We start from the raw sequence: 16427 nt of genomic DNA on the forward strand, positions 1-16427 counted from the left end.
CCGATCCGTACCGCGCCACCATCGTTTCCGCCGGGAAGATGCTGCGCTCGAGTCACCACGACATCCTGCCGCGCCGTGACCGCTCGAGCCGTCACCAGACCGTCAGCAGCAGATGATTGACCGTCAAGGCCACCATGGCCTGCACGGCGAGCCACCGGCGGCGATCCGGCGCGGGAATCAGGGCCGCGCCGGCCATCAGCCAGACCCCGAAGGGCAGCCAGATCCGTTCGACCTCGGCCTTGCTGTAACCGGACAGGTCGGCGGCGACGATCGCGGTCGTGGCCGCGATCGGCAGGAGCCAGACGGCGGCGGTCGCGTCCCACCGCGACGGTCGCCCGGCCCGCCACCCGGCGACGAAGGCCCGCCATCCGGCGACGAAGGCTCGGCGGACGACGACCGCGGCCGCGGGGCCAGCCGCGGCCGCCAGAACGGCGAGGTTGGCCCACACCCAGTAGGCGTACGGCCGGTCCGTGGCGATGCCCTGGTAGTAGCGCTCGATGACCAGGTGATAGCCGGTGGGCCAGTGGAAGCCTGCGGCGGTGAAAGCGGCCACGACGGGAAACGCGCCCACGACTGCCCAGCCCGCGGCGCGCCGGCGACCGCCGGCCAGGATGAGCACCACCACAACGATCGGCGCCACCAGGACGAGACCGTAAGAGAGGTAGCAGCCGAAGGTCAGCAGGACCCCGCCGGCCATCGAACAGGCGGCTCGCCCGCGGACGACGCCGTGAGCGAGCAGCGCGACGCCGGCGGCGGTCGCCCCGGCGAAAAGCCCGTCGGCCGACACTCCGGACCAGACAGCGCCGGGGAACAACACCGCGAACGGCGCCACGGCGCGGCCCGCCCCGTCCGTGGCGAGCAGCCGCACGGTGTGCGGCACCGCGACACCGACGAGCCCGGCGACGAGCAGGCAGAGCATGGCTGCCCAGCCGCCGCCGCCCAGCCCGGCCCGGTCGAGCCAGACGAACACGAGCAGCGCTCCCGGTGGGTGGGCCGACACGTGGGTGGTCCACGAGTCCGGCTGGAAGTCCAGGATCCGGGCGGTGAATCCGGCGAGCGTAGCCGGGATGTCGGTGATGCCGGGAACCTCGTGCAGGTATTCGTGCTCGGTGGTGAGCCGGCCGGCGACGCCGCGCTGCCAGCCGTCGACCAGAGCAAGCGACAGCGTCCACGCCAGCGCGGCCATGTAGGACGCCGCGAGCACCGTCCGCCACGGCCATCGCGCCGCGAGGTCGGGCCCGTACCGCCACACCAGCACCGCCACGCCTACCGCCGCCGGCGTTCCCGGCCCGGCGTGCGGCAGCCAATGCGCGAACAGTGGTGGCGAACTGGCATGGACGGGGCGGCCGAGCTGGTACAGAGCGGCGCCCGTGACGGTGGCCGCGGTGAGAAGGCCGAACGCGATGGCGGCGGCGTTCCGGTCGGCCCGCGGGCAGGCGGTCATCCGCGCAAGGGTGCGTAGGCGAACTCGGCGAGCCCTTCGGTCAGGCGTACGGCGGCCCGGAACCCGAGTTCGGTTTCGGCTCGCGTCGGTGAGGCCACCACGTGGCGCACGTCGCCGAGCCGGAACTGCCCCGTGACCACCGGCTGCGGCCCCTTCGCCGACCTCGCGAGTTCGGCGGCCATCTGCCCGACCGTGGCCGGATGGCCGGAAGCGATGTTGTAGGCGCGCCACCCGGGGCCGTTCCCGGTTGCGGTCAGGGCGGCCAGGTTGGCCGTGGCCACGTCGCGTACATGCACGAAGTCGCGGCGCTGGCCGCCGTCCTCGAACACCCGTGGCGCGTCTCCGGCCTCGAGCGCGGACCGGAACAACGCCGCGACTCCGCTGTACGGGGTGTCGCGCGGCATGCCCGGCCCGTACACGTTGTGGTAGCGCAACGCCGCGACAGCGCCGCCGGTCTGCCGTGCCCAGGCAGCGGTGAGGTGCTCCTGCGCGACCTTGGTGGCGGCGTACACGCTGCGCGGGTCCAGCGGGGCGTCCTCATCGATCAGCCCCGGGGTCAGGGCGGTTCCGCAGACGGTGCAGGCGGGTTCGAAGCGGCCCGCGGTCAGGTCCTCGGCGGTACGCGCAGCAGGGCGTCGCGGTCCGTGTTCCGGGCAGTGATAGGCGCCTTCGCCGTAGACGACCATGGAGCTGGCCAGCACCAGCCGGTGCACTCGCGCCCGGGCCATCTCGGCGAGCAGGACCGCGGTGCCGAGGTCGTTGCAGCGTACGTACTCCGGGAGGTCGTCCAGGTCGACGCCGAGTCCCACCATCGCCGCCTGGTGGATCACCGCGTCGACGCCGTGCAATGCAGCTGCCATGGCCGGCCGGTCGGTGAGGTCGGCACGGCACAGCGCGGCCCCGGGTACACCGGCCGGTGGTGTGCGGTGGGCGCCGGCATGGCCGGCATCCACGATGGTCACGTCGTAGCCGTCTCGAAGCAGGCCCGCCACGACGTGGGTTCCGATGAAACCGGCACCGCCGGTCACGAGTACGTGAGTCACGGCGCCGACCGTAGACGGCGGCGGAGGCCACCGGCTCCGTTCGCGTCCAGCCGTCAGCGCATCGTAAGGATTGCCTGGTCACGTCATTGTTCCGTAAGGATTCGTCATGGTCTGGTAAGGATTTCTCCGGCGACTCGCCATTAGCGTCCGTCGGCATGACGGATGTGGTTCTTCCCTGCCGCGACGAAGCCGCCGCCCTGCCGGGCCTGCTGGCCCGGATGCCGGACGGGTATCGGCCGATCGTGGTCGACAACGGCTCGACCGACGGTTCCGCCGATGTGGCCCGGGCCTGGGGCGCCGAGGTGGTCAGCGTGACGGAACCGGGATACGGCGCTGCCGTGCACGCCGGTGTCGTGGCGGCCGACCCGGCTGACGGAGTGGTGTGCGTGATGGACGCCGACGGTTCCTTCGACCCGGCGCAACTGCCCCGGGTGGCCGGACCGGTCCTGGCCGGTCAGGCGCATCTGGGTACGGGCCGGCGCCGGCCGGTCGTGCAGGGGGCCTGGCCGTGGCACGCCCGTGCGGCCAACACCGTGCTCGCCCTTCGCCTGCGGCGCACCAGCGGCCTGCCGGTACACGACATCGGCCCGATCCGGGCGGTACGCCGTGACGACCTGCTGGCCCTCGGCCTGCGTGACCGCCGATTCGGTTACCCCCTGGAACTGCTGATCGCCGCCGGCCGGGCGGGCTGGCGGGTGGTGGAGGTCGACGTGGACTACCACCCGAGGGCGGCGGGCACCCGCTCCAAGGTGACCGGCACGATCCTGGGCACGGTCCGTGCCGTGCGGGACATGAGTGCGGTGCTGGCCCGGTGAGCGCTACCCGGATGCTGGTGCTGGCGAAAGAGCCACGCCCGGGACGGGTCAAGACCCGGCTCTGCCCGCCGTACACGGCCGGGCAGGCAGCCCGGATCGCCGCCGCCGCCCTGGCCGACACCCTCCACACGGTCTCCGCGACCCCGGCCGGCGCCCGCATTCTCGTGATCGACGGCACCTATCCGGCTCCGCCCGGCTGGACGACACTCCCCCAGCGGGGCGGCTCGCTCGGTGAACGGCTCGCCAACGCGTTCGCCGACGCCCAGCCGAAGAACACGGCCACCGTTCTGATCGGCATGGACACCCCTCAGGTCACCGCCGGTCACCTGGCCGGGGCTCTGGAATCGCTGACGGTGCCGGGCGGCCCGGACGCGGTGCTCGGCCCGGCCGTCGACGGTGGCTGGTGGGCGCTCGGTCTGCGCGACCCCGGGTACGCCGCAGTCCTGCCCGGCATCGCGACCTCCACATCCACCACCGGCCGGCTGACTCTCGACGCGCTGCGCCGGCGCGGCCTCCAAGTCGAGCTGCTCGAACCGCTACGTGACGTGGACACCGCCGCCGACGCCAGGACGGTGGCCGCGGCGTGCCCGCCGCACAGCCGGTTCGCCGCGGCGGTCGCCGCCGACGTGCCCGGCCCTGGTGAGTTCGCCCGATGAGCGCCGTCGCGGTGTTCGACACCGCCCTCACCCGAGCCGCCGCGGGTGCTCCCGCCGCGTTCACGGCTCGTCACCCCGACGGGGACGTCCTGCACTTCGACCCGGCTGCCTGGTGCCAGGACTCGATCGCCGGCGACGAAGGACTGCTCGCCCGCTGTACCGGGCCCACCCTCGACATCGGCTGCGGTCCGGGCCGCCTCACCCGCGCACTGGCGGCCACCGGCCGCCCGGCACTCGGCATCGACATCAGTGCCGCCGCGGTCCGCCTCGCCCGGCGCCGGGAAGCGGTCGCGCTGCGACGCGACATCTTCGGCCCCGTTCCCGGCGCCGGCCGCTGGCGGCACCTGCTGCTGGCCGACGGCAACATCGGCATCGGCGGCGACCCCCGTCGCCTGCTCGACCGTTGCCGGCAGCTGCTGGCAGCCGACGGCCGACTGCACGCGGAACTGGCGCCGCCCGGCACCACGGCCTGGTCCGGCACCACCACGGTGCACACCCCGGACGGCGACGACGAGCTGCCCTGGGCGCGGCTGCCCCTGGACGCCCTGCCCGCCGTGGCCGCACCCGCAGCGTTGCGCGTCACCGAGACGTGGACGGAGGCCGGACGGTGGTTCGCCACCTTGATCCCGCGATGACCGGCCGGGCGACGGCGGGGCGGCGCCTGATCCGATGGTTGACGACGCCTCTTCCGCAGCCGCCGCCCGCTCTACGCCGCGGTCCCCTGCGACCGGGCGTGTTCGGATCCCGGTTGCGGTCGACCCGTCTGGCCGGCCAACTCGGCGTCGCGCTGGGTCTCACTTTCGGCGTCTGCTTCCTGACCGGCCTGCTCAGCCATCTCATGCAGCATCCACCGGCCGGGTTCGCCTGGCCGTCACGTCCCATCGGGTTCTACCGGTTCACTCAAGGTCTGCACGTGGTGACCGGGCTGGCATCGGCTCCGCTGCTCGGCGCCAAACTGTGGTCGGTCTATCCCCGCCTGTTCACCTGGCCACCGGTCCGTTCGATCGCGCACGCGGCCGAGCGGGCCGCCGTCGGCGTGCTGGTAGCCGCGGCGCTGTTCCAGGTCGTCGGCGGAGTCTTGAACATCACACGCTGGTACACGCCGATGCCGTTCTTCTTCACCGCCGGGCATTACTGGGTGGGATGGCTGGCCATCGGCGCCCTTCTCGTGCATGTCGGTGTGCGACTGCCCGTCACACGAGCCGCGCTCACCCGGTCGGCGATGTCTGCCCGCCCCGGCGGGCTGAGCCGGCGTGGCCTGCTCACCGGCGTCGCCGCCGCGACCGGGCTACTCACCCTGACCACCGCCGGGCAGACTCTGCGGCCACTGTCCGGTCTCGCCTTGTTCGCCCCACGACGCCCCGGCACAGGCCCACAGGGTCTGCCGGTCAACAAGACAGCGGACAACGCCGGGGTACGCGCCCTCGCGCTGAACCCGTCCTACCGGCTGACGGTCATCGGCCCGACCCGGCACACCGACCTCGACCTCGACGGCCTGCACGCGATGACCCAGCACACCGCGGAACTACCGATCGCCTGCGTGGAGGGCTGGAGCGCTACCGGCCGCTGGACCGGTGTGCGGCTTCGCGACCTGGTCGCCCTGGTCGGCGTAGACCCCACCCGGGCCACCGTCGTCGCCGAATCGCTGGAAACGGGCGGCCGCTACCGCACGTCGATCGTTGCGGCGCCGCACGTACGCGACCCGTTGACGCTGGTGGCCCTCCGGCTCAACGGCGAACCACTACACCTGGACCACGGATATCCGGCCCGGCTGATCGCCCCGAACCGGCCAGGCGTGCTGCAGACGAAGTGGCTCACCAGCATCACCGTACGAGAGGAGTCATGAGAATGCGCATCGTGCTGGTCATCGCCGGCGTCGCCCTCATCGTGTACGCCGCGGCCGGCGCCGTCACGGACCCCGACGTCGCGGTGGGCGGCGTCCTGCTCTTCCTCGCCGGTGTGCTGGCCGTCCACGACATCGTCTGGATGGCCACGGTTCTGGCTGTCGGCGCCGCGATCACCCGCCTCGTGGCGGCACGGCACCAGACGGTCGCACGCGCCACCGCCATCAGCGCCGCAACGATCACCTTCGTAGCGTTCCCCCTCGTTCTCGGCTTCGGCCGGTCACCCGGCAATCCCTCGGTCCTGCCCCTGCCGTACGGCCGGAATCTCGCCCTGGTCCTCCTCGGCATCGCCGCGGTGACCGTCCTGATCGGCTGGCGCGGCGGCCGTGAAAAGTTGAAAGGCCCAGCACCGGGCATCAATGATCCGCGGCGCGGTAGCGCGCAGGAAGGGACACCGGATGGTGGTCGTCGTCGACATTCTTGGGCGGGCTGTCAACGCCGCCGATAGACCCGTGGCCAAGTGAGATCCATCGCTGCCGTGACCGCCGGGGCACGCTAGGTTCGGGTCAGGTGTGCCGGGAAGCCTGGTCGGCGATGTGATCGCTGTGCCTGTTTTCCGGAGGAGCCCCTGTGACCGCAACGCCGCCGCACCCGCGCCGTCCCCTGTTCGGCCGGGGTAGTTGGCCGGAGGTCAGCCGCATCGGCGACATTCTGCGCACGGAGACCGTGGGCGGGGCGCTGTTACTCGGTGCCGCGGTTCTGGCGCTGGTGTGGGCGAATTCGCCGTGGTCGGCGGGCTATCGAGAGCTGATCGCGTTGAAGGTCGGCCCGCCCGCGCTGCACCTGGATCTGACGTTGGCGCAGTGGACGGCGGACGGGCTGCTGGCGATCTTCTTCTTCGTTGCCGGCCTCGAGCTGAAACGCGAATTCGTGGCCGGCGACCTGCGTGATCCGCGGCGGGCGGTGCTGCCGGTCGCCGCGGCGGTCGGTGGCATGACTTACAGGGCCGGTCAGGGCCTGTTGAACCCGGATCACCCGGCCGGCCGTCAGCCGAACGCGGACTCGCAGGTCGCCTGTCGGGCTCGGCACACCTTGGTGTAGCCACCAACCAGGCGGACGCGAAGGCCGGCGTCGCTCATCCCGGCGGCGTCGAGAGCTTCGCGCAGCGCGGACGGGGCCGGTTCGGGTGGAAGACCGACCGCAGAGACGATGATCTCGCCGTTCCGGGCGTCGACGGCGGTGATACGCCAGTGACCGGTCTGGGCCCAGCGCAGCGCCACGGGCTGTGCCTGGGCGGCCAGGAGCCTGTCGCGGGCGATCTGCGCCGTCCCGACTGCCAGCGGCACCGATACGAGGAGCACCAGGCCGCCGACGGCGAGCAGCGTCCACCCCCCGCAGGTGCCCCACGGTCGCTCCGGCGGCCACGGCGGCGGGCCGCACCCGGCAGAGCAGGAACACCGCCGTTCCTGTCGCGACGATGGCGGCGACGTTGGTGGTGAACAGCAGCGCGGCCTGGCCTGCGTCGTGGTAGCGGTGGACCTGCAGGAGCAGTCCGACCACGGCCAGTGGCGGCACCAGCGAGATGGCGATGGCGACGCCGGGCAGGGCATCCGATACGTCGGAACGGACCAGGGCGAACGCTCCTACGGTGCCGGTGGCCAGTGCTGCGAGCAGGTCGATGAGGCGAGGACTGATCCGCGCCGCGACCTGACTGTTGGTGGCGAACAAGTCGGGCGGGGCGGCGATGACGGCAATGAGGTAGGCGATCAAGACGACCGCGGCGCTGCCGGTCACGACGAGCAGGGCGCTGCGTAGCAGGTGACGCCGGTCGGCGAGCACGAGGGCGAGGGCGGCGCCCAGGATCGGCGTCATGAGCGGTGCGACGATCATGGCGCCGATGACGGTGGCGACCGAGTCGGCGACCACACCGGCGGCGGCGATCACCGCGGACAGGGTCAGCAGTACCCAGAACCGTGACGACTGAGGACCCTTCCACGGCCGTTCGATGAACAGGGCGCCGGTGATGCGGTAGACGTCTTCCCGCTCCAGCGTCCTCACCGGTCACTGCCGGCCATACGCGCGGATGCGGCATTGCCGGTTCCCTCGTGCCGGCCAGATGTGACCAGCCCTGGCATAGCCGCAGTGCCGGCAGATCCCCCGGCACTGCCGAGGTCTCCGTGCAGCGGCCGTGGTCGTGACCCGGCCGACCGGCGCGATGCGTGGCGCAAACTCTCACCCGACGGCGGAAACGGTGGGCCTGGCGTTCGTGTCCACGCAGCTCACCTCGGTTGGTTGCCGCCTGCCCTTGCACCGATGTCAGCAGTTCCGGCGGTGCTGTCGAGGAGGACCCGGCCGTCGCTGATCGCCAGGTTGGAGGTAACGATAACCCCCGCAGCCGTCCAACGTGACCACTTCGGTCCTGTCGTGCCGTTCCCGGACCCGTCGGGCACGATACGAGCCCGAGCCTGCGCGACGGTAACGCGCCCAAGCCGCATGGGGCTCATGGTGCGGCGTCATCGGCTGCGGCGCCTCGGTCATCGGCAGTGTCAGTCCGGCTGCGGCGCTGGCCGGGCGGATCGCCGGTTCAGCATCACTCGAAGGCGCCGCGACGACGATGAGGGTGACCACCTCTCCGTTCATCCTCTCCGTTCATCCTCGCCGTCGTCGCGGCCGCGTGACGCCGCCCTGATCAAAGGTCGAGTGTGCGTTCGATCCGGCGCAGTTGGTGGCGGGCCATGGCCAGGTTCGCCCGGTCCTTGTTCAGGACCAGGTAGAGGAACAGACCCTTACCGGATCGGCTGGTCAGGGGTCGGATCAGGTGATACTGGGTGTCCAGCGTGATGAGGATGTCTTCGACCTTGTCCATGAGGTTGAGCATTTCCATTGCCCGGAGCTTCGCGCGTACCACGTCGGTGTTGCCGGCCGCAGCGACCGTCAGGTCGAGGTCCTTACCACCGCCGGCGGTGCCCAGCGCCATGCCGCTGGTGTGATCGACGAGCGCTGCCCCCAGGGCCCCGTCGATCTGCATCGTGTCCTTGAGTGCCACGTCCATTTCTGCCATGCCCGATCTCCTCGAAGTTCGTGTGTGGTGATGCGTCGAGGATGGGCACGGCGGACGGAAACAGAACGCACATAATGTCCGGCTACGACGAGTACCGTCCGGGGATAGTTGATTCATGCACAGGTCGACTTGAAGACTTTCGCAACTTCACAAGTCCACAATCAGGGTGCCGCCACGACTGTGGGAGGAGTCCGCTGTGACGGGGCACCCTGATCCCGTTCCGGCTGTCCTGACCCGGTCTGCCGGAAGCTGAGCACCTTTGTGGGAAACCCAGCCAAAAGCAGCGGGTACGCATGGGGCAAGACTGCCGTTAACAACCCTGAATCCGACCGCGCCGGGAAGGGTGTCCCGGGGTCGGGTAAGCCCACCGATCCTCTGTAACCCCTCACCGCAGGAAGCCCCGGTCATGTCCCCCGGCCGGGGCCTCCTCCGTGCTGTCGTTCTACCGACGTCGGTTGGTGCGCCAACCGGACGCGCGTCGATCCTCCGGCGAACTGGCAGGCGCGCCTTTCGTGACCACCTTGCGCGACTTCCGGGGGAACCACCGCGGCGGCGATCCGCGCCGGCAGGCCCCAGGTGGTGTGCCCGTTCGTCGGAGATCAACCGTTCTGGGGCCGCCGGATGCGACAGCTGGGCGTCGCGCCCGAACCGGTCGACCAACACGGCCTGACCGTGTCACGGCTGGCTGCCGCGATCCGGCGGGCCGTCGACGATCCGGTGATGGTCGCCGCCGCCCGGCGCCTCGGCGAACGGGTCCGGACGGAGAACGGTGTGACCGTTGCTGTCGACGTCCTGGAGCAGGCCGCGCTCGACCCTCGATACACCCGCGTCCTGGGTGAGATCGGTCGCTGCCGTGACGGCCCCGGCACGATAGGTTCGGATCGGGTGTGCCGGGAAGCCTGGTCGGCGATGTGATCGTTGTGCCCGTTTCCGGGAGGAGCCGCTGTGACCACCGCACCGCCCCACCCTCACCGTCAGCTGTTCGGCAGGGGCAGTTGGCCGGAGGTCAGCCGTATCGGCGACATCCTGCGCACCGAGACCGTCGGCGGCGCGCTGTTGCTCGGCGCTGCCGTTCTGGCGCTGGTGTGGGCGAACTCGCCGTGGTCGGCGGGATACCTGGATCTGGTCGCGTTCACGGTCGGCCCGCACGCGCTGCATCTGGATCTGACGTTGGCGCAGTGGGCCGCCGACGGGCTGCTGGCGATCTTCTTTTTCGTTGCGGGTCTCGAGCTGAAACGTGAGTTCGTCGCCGGGGATCTGCGGGATCCGCGTCGGGCGGTGCTGCCGGTGGCCGCGGCGGTCGGTGGCATGGCTGTTCCCGCGTTGATCTACGTGGCGGTCAACGCGGGCATGGCGGGCGGAGCGTTACGCGGGTGGGCGGTCCCGACCGCCACCGACATCGCGTTCGCCCTCGCTGTGCTCGCTGTCATCTCCACGCATCTGCCGGCTGCGTTGCGCACCTTCCTGCTCACCCTCGCGGTGGTCGACGACCTCCTCGCCATTTTGATCATCGCGGTGTTCTACACCAGTTCGCTGAGCCTGCTGCCGCTGGCCGCCGCTCTGGTGCCGCTGGGGTTGTTCGCCCTCCTGGTGCAGCGGCGGGTCCGCTCCTGGTGGCTGCTGCTACCCCTCGCCGCGACGACCTGGACGCTGGTGCACGCCTCCGGTGTGCATGCCACGGTGGCCGGGGTGCTGCTCGGCTTCATGGTCCCGGTGATCCGCCGCAGTCCCGGCGAGGGGCCCGGGTTGGCGGAGCACTTCGAGCATCGCTGGCGGCCGGTGTCGGCCGGGTTCGCGGTGCCGGTTTTCGCGTTCTTCGCAGCCGGGGTATCGGTGGCCGGGGCGGGTGGGCTCGGCGAGACGCTGCGCGACCCGGTCACGATCGGCGTCATCTCCGGTCTGGTGGTCGGCAAATGCGTCGGGGTGCTCGGGTCGACGTGGCTGGTGCAACGGTTCACCCGCGCCACCCTCGGTGGCGGGGTGAGCTGGTGGGATGTGCTCGGTCTGGCGCTGCTGGCGGGGGTCGGGTTCACCGTGTCGCTGCTGATCGGTGAGCTCGCGTTCGGCGTCGGCAGTGAGAAGGATGAGCATGCCCGTATCGGCATCCTGGCCGGGTCGCTGGTCTCGGCGCTGCTGGCCACGGTGGTGCTGCGGGCCCGCAACCGGCACTACCGGCAGCTGTGCGCCGCGGAGGAACGTGACGCCGACGCCGACGGCATCCCCGACGTCTGGGACGACGACCCCGTGCGGCGCTGACCGCGCCGGGTCTTTCCCGGCGGCACGCGTGGGCGTACGGTGAGCGATAGGTGTGCCGGGAAGTCTGGTCGGCGGTCATTGATTCATGCTCCGACCGGAAGGCACCCTGCGATGACCGATTCCGCGCTGTGCGCTGTCCAGCTCACGAAACGCTACGGCCGTCTGACCGCCCTCGACGCCTTGGACCTGGATGTCCTGCCGGGTGAGGTGTTCGGATTCCTCGGCCCGAACGGGGCCGGTAAGTCCACCACGATCCGGCTGCTTCTCGGTCTGGCCCGACCCACTGCCGGGCGGGCCGAGGTGTTCGGTGTCGACGCCGCAGATGTGGCCCGCGCCCACGGGCATCTTGCCTACGTGCCGGCCGATGTGGCGTTGTGGCCGCAGCTGACCGGCGCGGAGATCCTGCACCTGCAGGCCCGCACCGGGCCGGGCACCGATGTGGCCTATCGTGACGAGCTCGTCGAGCGGTTCGCCCTCGATGTCTCCAAGCCGGCCCGGACGTATTCGACGGGCAACCGGCAGAAGGTGGCCCTGGTCGCCGCGTTCGCGACCCGGGCGCCGCTGCTGGTGCTCGACGAACCGACCAGCGGCCTGGACCCGCTGATGGAACACGAGTTCCGAACCGCGGTCCGGCAGGCCCGCGACCGCGGGCAGACGGTGTTCCTCAGCTCGCACCAGCTTGCCGAGGTCGAAGCCGTCTGCGACCGGGTCGGGATCCTGCGGGCCGGCCGCCTGGTCGAGGTCGCCACGATCAGCGATCTGCGAGGTCTGCGCCGCAGCGAGGTGACGATCTCCTACACCGGCACCGCCCCCGACCTGACCATGATCCCCGGCGTCGCAGCCGTCCAGCCCGCCGGCGACGGGCAGCTGCAGTTCACCCTCACCGCCGCACCGGCCCCGGCGTTGCGGGCACTGGCCGCCGTGGACGTGACAGCGCTGGCGGTACGGGAACCGAGCCTGGAGGAGATCTTCCTCGACTACTACGGCGAGCAGGCGTCCCGGTGAACACCGGCATTCTCCCGGCGTCGACCACCGTCAGCCTCACCACCGAGCCTTCACCGGGCCGGGCCGTCACCTGGCTGGCGCTCCGCCAGATCCGGCGCGGTGGACTGACCGTCACCGGCCTGGCCGCGGGTATGACCGCCGTGGTGGCCGCGACCTACGGGCAGGTGATGGCCGACCCGGCGGCGGCCGGCAGTCTGCGGGCGCTGGCCGGCAACCCGGCGATTCGTACGCTGTTCGGCGTGCCCATCGGGCTCGATACCGCTGGCGGATTCGTCGTGTGGCGGGTCGGCACCGTGATCGCCGTGCTGCTGGGTGTCTGGTCGATCCTGGCCACGACCCGGATCACCCGTGGTGAGGAGGACGCCGGCCACTGGGATGTGCTGCTGTCCGGCCGGGTGCCGCTGCGTGACACGGTGATCCGGCACCTTGCTGTCGTGATGATGGTCGCGGCCGCCACCGCCACCACCATCACGACCGTCCTGCTGGCCGCCGGCACCCCACCGGCCGGGGCGATCATCCACGGCGCCGGGACCGGCCTGCTGGGCGTGTTCTTCGCCGCGGTTGCCGCGCTGACCGCCCAGGTGTTCCCCGCCCGGTCCCCCGCGACCGGCACGGCCGTGGCGGTATTGGGTGTGGGACTGTTGGCCCGCATGATCGGCGACGGCGTCACCGCCCTCGGCTGGCTGCACTGGCTGTCACCGTTCGGCCTTCTGACACTCAGCGGACCCTACGTCCACAATCGCACGCCGCCATTACTGTTGCTGGCCGTGGCCGCCGCGCTGACCACCACAGCGACACTGGCCGCAGCCGGACGCCGCGACATTCGCGGCGGCCTGATCCCGGCGCCGGCCGGACGGCCGGCGCGAACGTCTCTGCTGGCCGGCGTGGAGACCTTCGCCGTACGCCGGACGTTGCTGCCGGCGACCGGCTGGCTGATCGGCATCGGCGCCTACTACCTCCTGATCGGGCTGACGGCAGTCTCGGTCACCGGCTTCCTGCGCGACAACCCGGCCCTGGCCGGTCAAGCAGCACAGGCAGGGTTCGCCGGGTTGGGGAGCATTCCCGGTTTCGCCGCGACCCTGTTCGCGATCCTCGCCATGCCCGTCGCCGGCTTCACCACCGTCCGGATGACCGCGTTCCTGGCCGCTGAAACCGACCGCCGGCTGACCCTGCTCACCAGCCAGCCCGTCACTCGCATCCGGTTGCTCGGCGCCGAGGTCGCCGTCACCGCCGTGGCCGCGGCGTTCCTGGTCACCGGCGCCGGCCTGCTCACCTGGGCCGGCGTCACGATCATGGGCGGTGATCTGGCCCTTGCCGCCGCACTGCACGGCACCTGGAACGTCCTGCCGATCGTGCTGCTCAGCCTCGGCGCGGCAGTGCTGGCGGTCGGCTGGGCACCCCGCTGGACCGGGCTGATCGGCGGCTTACCCAGCGTCGGCGCGTTCCTGCTGCTGATCATCGCGGAGAGCACCGCCGCACCGCTCTGGGTACGCGACCTCTCGCCGTTCGCCCACCTGGCACCGGTGCCGTTGACCGGCCCCGACCCGGCAGCATCGGCGATCATGCTCGCGACAGGAGTGACGTTGGCCGTCATCGGCGGGCTCGGGTACCGCCGCCGGGACCTGCTCTCATAAACAAGCTCGGCGGCGAGGACATCAAGGTCAACCACATCGTGAATCACCGGGCCCGGCGGGGTGGGCAAGAGCACCGTACCCCGGGTTCTGCTGTTCCAGGTCGGTCTCGGCGGGCTGTTTGCGGGGCGCATGGTGCGACCCGCAGCATGGGGATTCCTCGCCACCGCACCGATGCCGAGCTCCGACTAGGACAAGATCGAAGTGCGGGGGGACCGATGACGGCCGGGCTGTGCGAAGATGCAGCCCGGCCCGACGGAGGAGTGCACACATGGCCGTGTCGATGTCGGCCGATGCCGGTCACCGCTGGTTCTGGCCGATGATCAACGCCGTGGTGATGGTGGGCGGCCTCTCGCTGTTCCTCACGACCGCGATCGTCAAATTCGGCGACGAGGCCAAGCGGGAACGGCTCCAGGCGGAAGGTATGCCGGTGCTGGCCACCGTGGTCGGCGGAACACCGGAAACCCAGGTCAACAAGGCCACCGAGATCTCGTACGAACTCGGCGGCCGCACCTACACCCGGATGATCAGCGGCTTCTTCCCCACGAAGACCGTGATGGTGTTCGTCGACGCGAAAGACCCGTCGGCGTTCGTGGCCGAGAACGGGCGCACCGACCAGTCCCGGCACCCGTTCAACACCTGGGCCGGCATGCCGTGGGGAATCGCCGTGGCGACTGTCGGACTCCTCTTCTTCCGCAAGCGCCGAAAGCTCGCGAAGGCCGGCCGGCCCGGCGCGTCCGCCGGACCCGCCAAGCCCATCAGACTCGACAAGCGCGGCAAGTCTCCGAGAAAGGGCTGATCAGATATGTCGTCCTCGTTTCCCTGGCCGCGCATCGTCGCGGTGCTGGCCGGACTGTCCATGCTGGGCGGCTGGTTGTGGGATTCGCTGCTGCTCTGGGCGCTGGCCGCCGTACTGGGCACGGTCGCCCTGGTATTGAACAACCGAGTCAAAAGCCCGCGCCGATAGGCGCACGTCTGACCTCCGACGGCCCACATGTGCCCTCGGTGGTCGATGACCGGTCACCCTGGCCCAGCTCGTGCGAGAAGCCGGCGTTCGTTGGATCGTGGAGCAGCTTCTCAAGCCGGAAAGGGTGTCCGCAGGGAACAGTCACACATCCGGCTGATTCATTGTGGCCATGGCATGCGACACGGTGACCTACGCCTATACTCGTCGCATGACAAGTCGATCCCTGCGATTGATGGACGCGCATGAAATCCGTGTCCGGCTCGGCAACCTCTCCCCTCAGCGCGTGTACCAGATCACCAACAAGGCCAGCTTCCCCAAACCCGTCGCCGTCCTCGGAGCGGGCAAGATCTGGCTGGCCGACGACGTCGAAGCCTGGATCGCCGAACACCGCCCCAGCCAGCGCCTCCCCACGGACTGACAGCCACCTACGCAGCGATCCACCCGGCCCGGCGACGTGACATGCTCGCCGGCACCGATCGGAATCCGGCACCCGGTCGCTGCGCTACGAGATGCGAGTGAGTAGGGCCGTCAGCAGGTCCTACTCCCCCGCCGTCAGGTGGCATTTCGAGGTGGCGGGCTGGCTTGTGGTCGCCTTCGAGCACCTGGCCGGCCCGCACGCCGACCTGTCCCCCGGAAGCCCCCATCTCGATCAGCTGACCGCAGCCCTGGAGGGACTCAGTAAGACTTCCGCTCATGATTTGCCCCTTGCTCACGCCGAAGGGCCGGCTCGGATTCGAGCATCCGGCGATGGCAGGCACAGCCCTCCTTCACACCGATCTCACCGCCGCGAACCTGATCGTCACCCCACGCGGTCTACGGCTTGTCGACTGGGCGATGGCAACCCGGGGTGCCCCATGGATCGAGTTGGCCATGCTGGTTCCGTGGCTTATCGCAGCCGGCCACACCGCCGAGCAGGCCGAGCACTGGTTGTCACGCAATCCGGTCTGGGTCGTGACCAAGCCCGCGCTCCTGGACTACTTCGCCTCGAAGAACGCCGCGAAGTGGCAGCTCAAGTCGCGGCAGAGTTCTGCGGGGTGGATGCACGATCTCGCCGACTGGACCGCCCGATGGGCCGACTACCGATGCGGTCGCTGAGAAGGCCGCTTGTCGGCGAGGTCTTCTAACGCGGCGAGTTCGGGGCCATGGGCGGCGGCCCCAGTGTTCGACGGTGCTGATCGTGCAACTCGTCTGGCACCGCCGCGTGAAATTGCCTCGGCTGTCTTCCCTCACCAGCACATTGCGGCCGCGCGTCGTCACCCCCGACCAGCCTTTGCGAGGGTTGACGGCTGCCGATGCCAGTGGTGATGGTCGCCGGCCGTGGCGATGCATGACGGATGCCAGCGACGCTGCCCAGACGTCCGTTCCACAGGCCAGCTAGTGCGTCGGCCACGGACGTTCACCGGACTTACCGACACCGGGCACCAAGTGATCCACGCGTTCGACAAGATCGGTCTCCGCGCCCTGGACCCTCAATCGGCGGGAGGCCGTTCCCGCCGGACGCGGACGTTCGTAATCAACGCACTAGGTGACTGGTGTTAAACGCGGGTTGATCAGAGTTCTGATCAACCCGCGTTGGTCTTTTGTGGGCTGTTGCAGGTGAGGGACGGAGGCTGTCGTGATCAACCCGCGTTGGTCTTTTGTGGGCTGTTGCAGGTGAGGGACGGAGGCTGTCGGCGATTGGATAGCGCGTGGTGGAGGCGTTTTC

17 protein-coding genes and 2 pseudogenes are annotated in these 16427 nt (G+C 70.4%); 14 read left to right on the forward strand and 5 right to left on the reverse strand.

The features are described 5' to 3' along the window. Positions 1 to 91: 91 nt before the first annotated feature. Positions 92 to 1444: a hypothetical protein gene (locus J5X75_RS42360; protein WP_238490955.1), complete on the reverse strand. Its 1353-nt coding sequence runs from the start codon at positions 1442 to 1444 to the stop codon at positions 92 to 94. Then, positions 1441 to 2487 carry an NAD-dependent epimerase/dehydratase family protein gene (locus J5X75_RS42365; RefSeq protein WP_307798637.1) on the reverse strand — a complete coding sequence of 349 codons (1047 nt, stop codon included), beginning with the start codon at positions 2485 to 2487 and terminating at the stop codon, positions 1441 to 1443. Before J5X75_RS42365 ends, J5X75_RS42360 begins: the two co-directional genes overlap by 4 nt. Before the next feature lie 155 nt (positions 2488 to 2642). Between J5X75_RS42365 and J5X75_RS42370 the strand changes: the two genes are divergently transcribed. The 6 genes and pseudogenes from J5X75_RS42370 to J5X75_RS42395 form a co-directional block, all read left to right on the forward strand. Then, positions 2643 to 3302 carry a glycosyltransferase family 2 protein gene (locus J5X75_RS42370; RefSeq protein ID WP_208473384.1) on the forward strand — a complete coding sequence of 220 codons (660 nt, stop codon included), beginning with the start codon at positions 2643 to 2645 and terminating at the stop codon, positions 3300 to 3302. 11 nt (positions 3303 to 3313) lie between these two features. Further along, complete coding sequence (locus J5X75_RS42375) at positions 3314 to 3958, forward strand: TIGR04282 family arsenosugar biosynthesis glycosyltransferase (RefSeq protein WP_208473400.1); 645 nt, start codon at positions 3314 to 3316, stop codon at positions 3956 to 3958. After that, a complete protein-coding gene (locus J5X75_RS42380) occupies positions 3955 to 4593 on the forward strand; it encodes a methyltransferase domain-containing protein (RefSeq protein ID WP_208473385.1) in 639 nt (212 codons plus the stop codon). Before J5X75_RS42375 ends, J5X75_RS42380 begins: the two co-directional genes overlap by 4 nt. 113 nt (positions 4594 to 4706) lie before the next feature. Next, positions 4707 to 5804, forward strand: coding sequence for a molybdopterin-dependent oxidoreductase (locus J5X75_RS42385; RefSeq protein WP_238490956.1), 1098 nt, complete (start codon positions 4707 to 4709; stop codon positions 5802 to 5804). 2 nt (positions 5805 to 5806) lie between these two features. After that, complete coding sequence (locus J5X75_RS42390) at positions 5807 to 6310, forward strand: hypothetical protein (protein ID WP_208473387.1); 504 nt, start codon at positions 5807 to 5809, stop codon at positions 6308 to 6310. A gap of 122 nt (positions 6311 to 6432) precedes the next feature. Then, positions 6433 to 6798: pseudogene (locus tag J5X75_RS42395) on the forward strand (Na+/H+ antiporter NhaA); the annotation flags it as partial. 50 nt (positions 6799 to 6848) lie between these two features. Here the strand turns inward: J5X75_RS42395 and J5X75_RS42400 are convergent. The 3 genes and pseudogenes from J5X75_RS42400 to J5X75_RS42410 form a co-directional block, all read right to left on the reverse strand. After that, entirely contained in the window at positions 6849 to 7148 is a 300-nt protein-coding gene (locus J5X75_RS42400) for a hypothetical protein (RefSeq protein ID WP_208473388.1), read from the reverse strand. A gap of 187 nt (positions 7149 to 7335) precedes the next feature. Continuing rightward, positions 7336 to 7692: pseudogene (locus J5X75_RS46520) on the reverse strand (DUF389 domain-containing protein); the annotation flags it as partial. Positions 7693 to 8491: 799 nt separating this feature from the next. Next, the gene (locus J5X75_RS42410) at positions 8492 to 8863 is read right to left on the reverse strand and encodes a hypothetical protein (protein ID WP_208473389.1); all 372 of its coding nucleotides are present in this window, start codon (positions 8861 to 8863) and stop codon (positions 8492 to 8494) included. 621 nt (positions 8864 to 9484) lie between these two features. On the opposite strand from J5X75_RS42410, the gene J5X75_RS42415 reads away from it, so the two are divergent. The 8 genes from J5X75_RS42415 to J5X75_RS42450 all read left to right on the forward strand — a co-directional run bounded on the left by J5X75_RS42415 (position 9485) and on the right by J5X75_RS42450 (position 15817). Continuing rightward, positions 9485 to 9778, forward strand: coding sequence for a hypothetical protein (locus tag J5X75_RS42415; RefSeq protein WP_208473390.1), 294 nt, complete (start codon positions 9485 to 9487; stop codon positions 9776 to 9778). A 30-nt stretch (positions 9779 to 9808) separates the two neighbouring features. Beyond that, the gene (gene nhaA, locus J5X75_RS42420; protein WP_208473391.1) at positions 9809 to 11119 is read left to right on the forward strand and encodes a Na+/H+ antiporter NhaA; all 1311 of its coding nucleotides are present in this window, start codon (positions 9809 to 9811) and stop codon (positions 11117 to 11119) included. A 111-nt stretch (positions 11120 to 11230) separates the two neighbouring features. After that, the gene (locus J5X75_RS42425; RefSeq protein WP_208473392.1) at positions 11231 to 12124 is read left to right on the forward strand and encodes an ABC transporter ATP-binding protein; all 894 of its coding nucleotides are present in this window, start codon (positions 11231 to 11233) and stop codon (positions 12122 to 12124) included. Continuing rightward, positions 12121 to 13758, forward strand: coding sequence for an ABC transporter permease (locus J5X75_RS42430; protein WP_208473393.1), 1638 nt, complete (start codon positions 12121 to 12123; stop codon positions 13756 to 13758). The genes J5X75_RS42425 and J5X75_RS42430 overlap by 4 nt, the downstream gene beginning before the upstream one ends. 268 nt (positions 13759 to 14026) lie before the next feature. Continuing rightward, positions 14027 to 14554 (forward strand): hypothetical protein, encoded by a 528-nt coding sequence (locus tag J5X75_RS42435; RefSeq protein ID WP_208473394.1) that lies wholly within the window; start codon positions 14027 to 14029, stop codon positions 14552 to 14554. Positions 14555 to 14560: 6 nt separating this feature from the next. Next, positions 14561 to 14722 carry a hypothetical protein gene (locus J5X75_RS42440; protein WP_208473395.1) on the forward strand — a complete coding sequence of 54 codons (162 nt, stop codon included), beginning with the start codon at positions 14561 to 14563 and terminating at the stop codon, positions 14720 to 14722. Positions 14723 to 14930: 208 nt separating this feature from the next. Next, complete coding sequence (locus J5X75_RS42445) at positions 14931 to 15140, forward strand: helix-turn-helix transcriptional regulator (RefSeq protein ID WP_208473396.1); 210 nt, start codon at positions 14931 to 14933, stop codon at positions 15138 to 15140. A 287-nt stretch (positions 15141 to 15427) separates the two neighbouring features. Next, on the forward strand, positions 15428 to 15817 hold the full coding sequence (locus tag J5X75_RS42450; RefSeq protein ID WP_238490958.1) for a phosphotransferase family protein: 390 nt from the start codon (positions 15428 to 15430) through the stop codon (positions 15815 to 15817). Positions 15818 to 16427 lie beyond the last annotated feature (610 nt).

Source organism: Actinoplanes flavus, from assembly GCF_017592555.1.
In the GTDB taxonomy this organism is placed as follows: Bacteria; Actinomycetota; Actinomycetes; order Mycobacteriales; family Micromonosporaceae; genus Actinoplanes; species Actinoplanes flavus.

Excerpts from the sequence above, each read along its gene's own strand:
- J5X75_RS42360 (WP_238490955.1), bottom strand. The coding sequence starts at position 1,444 with ATGACCGCCTGCCCGCGGGCCGACCGGAACGCCGCCGCCATCGCGTTC.
- J5X75_RS42370 (WP_208473384.1), top strand. The coding sequence starts at position 2,643 with ATGACGGATGTGGTTCTTCCCTGCCGCGACGAAGCCGCCGCCCTGCCG.
- J5X75_RS42375 (WP_208473400.1), top strand. The coding sequence starts at position 3,314 with ATGCTGGTGCTGGCGAAAGAGCCACGCCCGGGACGGGTCAAGACCCGG.
- J5X75_RS42380 (WP_208473385.1), top strand. The coding sequence starts at position 3,955 with ATGAGCGCCGTCGCGGTGTTCGACACCGCCCTCACCCGAGCCGCCGCG.
- J5X75_RS42390 (WP_208473387.1), top strand. The coding sequence starts at position 5,807 with ATGCGCATCGTGCTGGTCATCGCCGGCGTCGCCCTCATCGTGTACGCC.
- J5X75_RS42410 (WP_208473389.1), bottom strand. The coding sequence starts at position 8,863 with ATGGCAGAAATGGACGTGGCACTCAAGGACACGATGCAGATCGACGGG.
- J5X75_RS42415 (WP_208473390.1), top strand. The coding sequence starts at position 9,485 with ATGCGACAGCTGGGCGTCGCGCCCGAACCGGTCGACCAACACGGCCTG.
- J5X75_RS42425 (WP_208473392.1), top strand. The coding sequence starts at position 11,231 with ATGACCGATTCCGCGCTGTGCGCTGTCCAGCTCACGAAACGCTACGGC.
- J5X75_RS42435 (WP_208473394.1), top strand. The coding sequence starts at position 14,027 with ATGGCCGTGTCGATGTCGGCCGATGCCGGTCACCGCTGGTTCTGGCCG.
- J5X75_RS42440 (WP_208473395.1), top strand. The coding sequence starts at position 14,561 with ATGTCGTCCTCGTTTCCCTGGCCGCGCATCGTCGCGGTGCTGGCCGGA.
- J5X75_RS42445 (WP_208473396.1), top strand. The coding sequence starts at position 14,931 with ATGACAAGTCGATCCCTGCGATTGATGGACGCGCATGAAATCCGTGTC.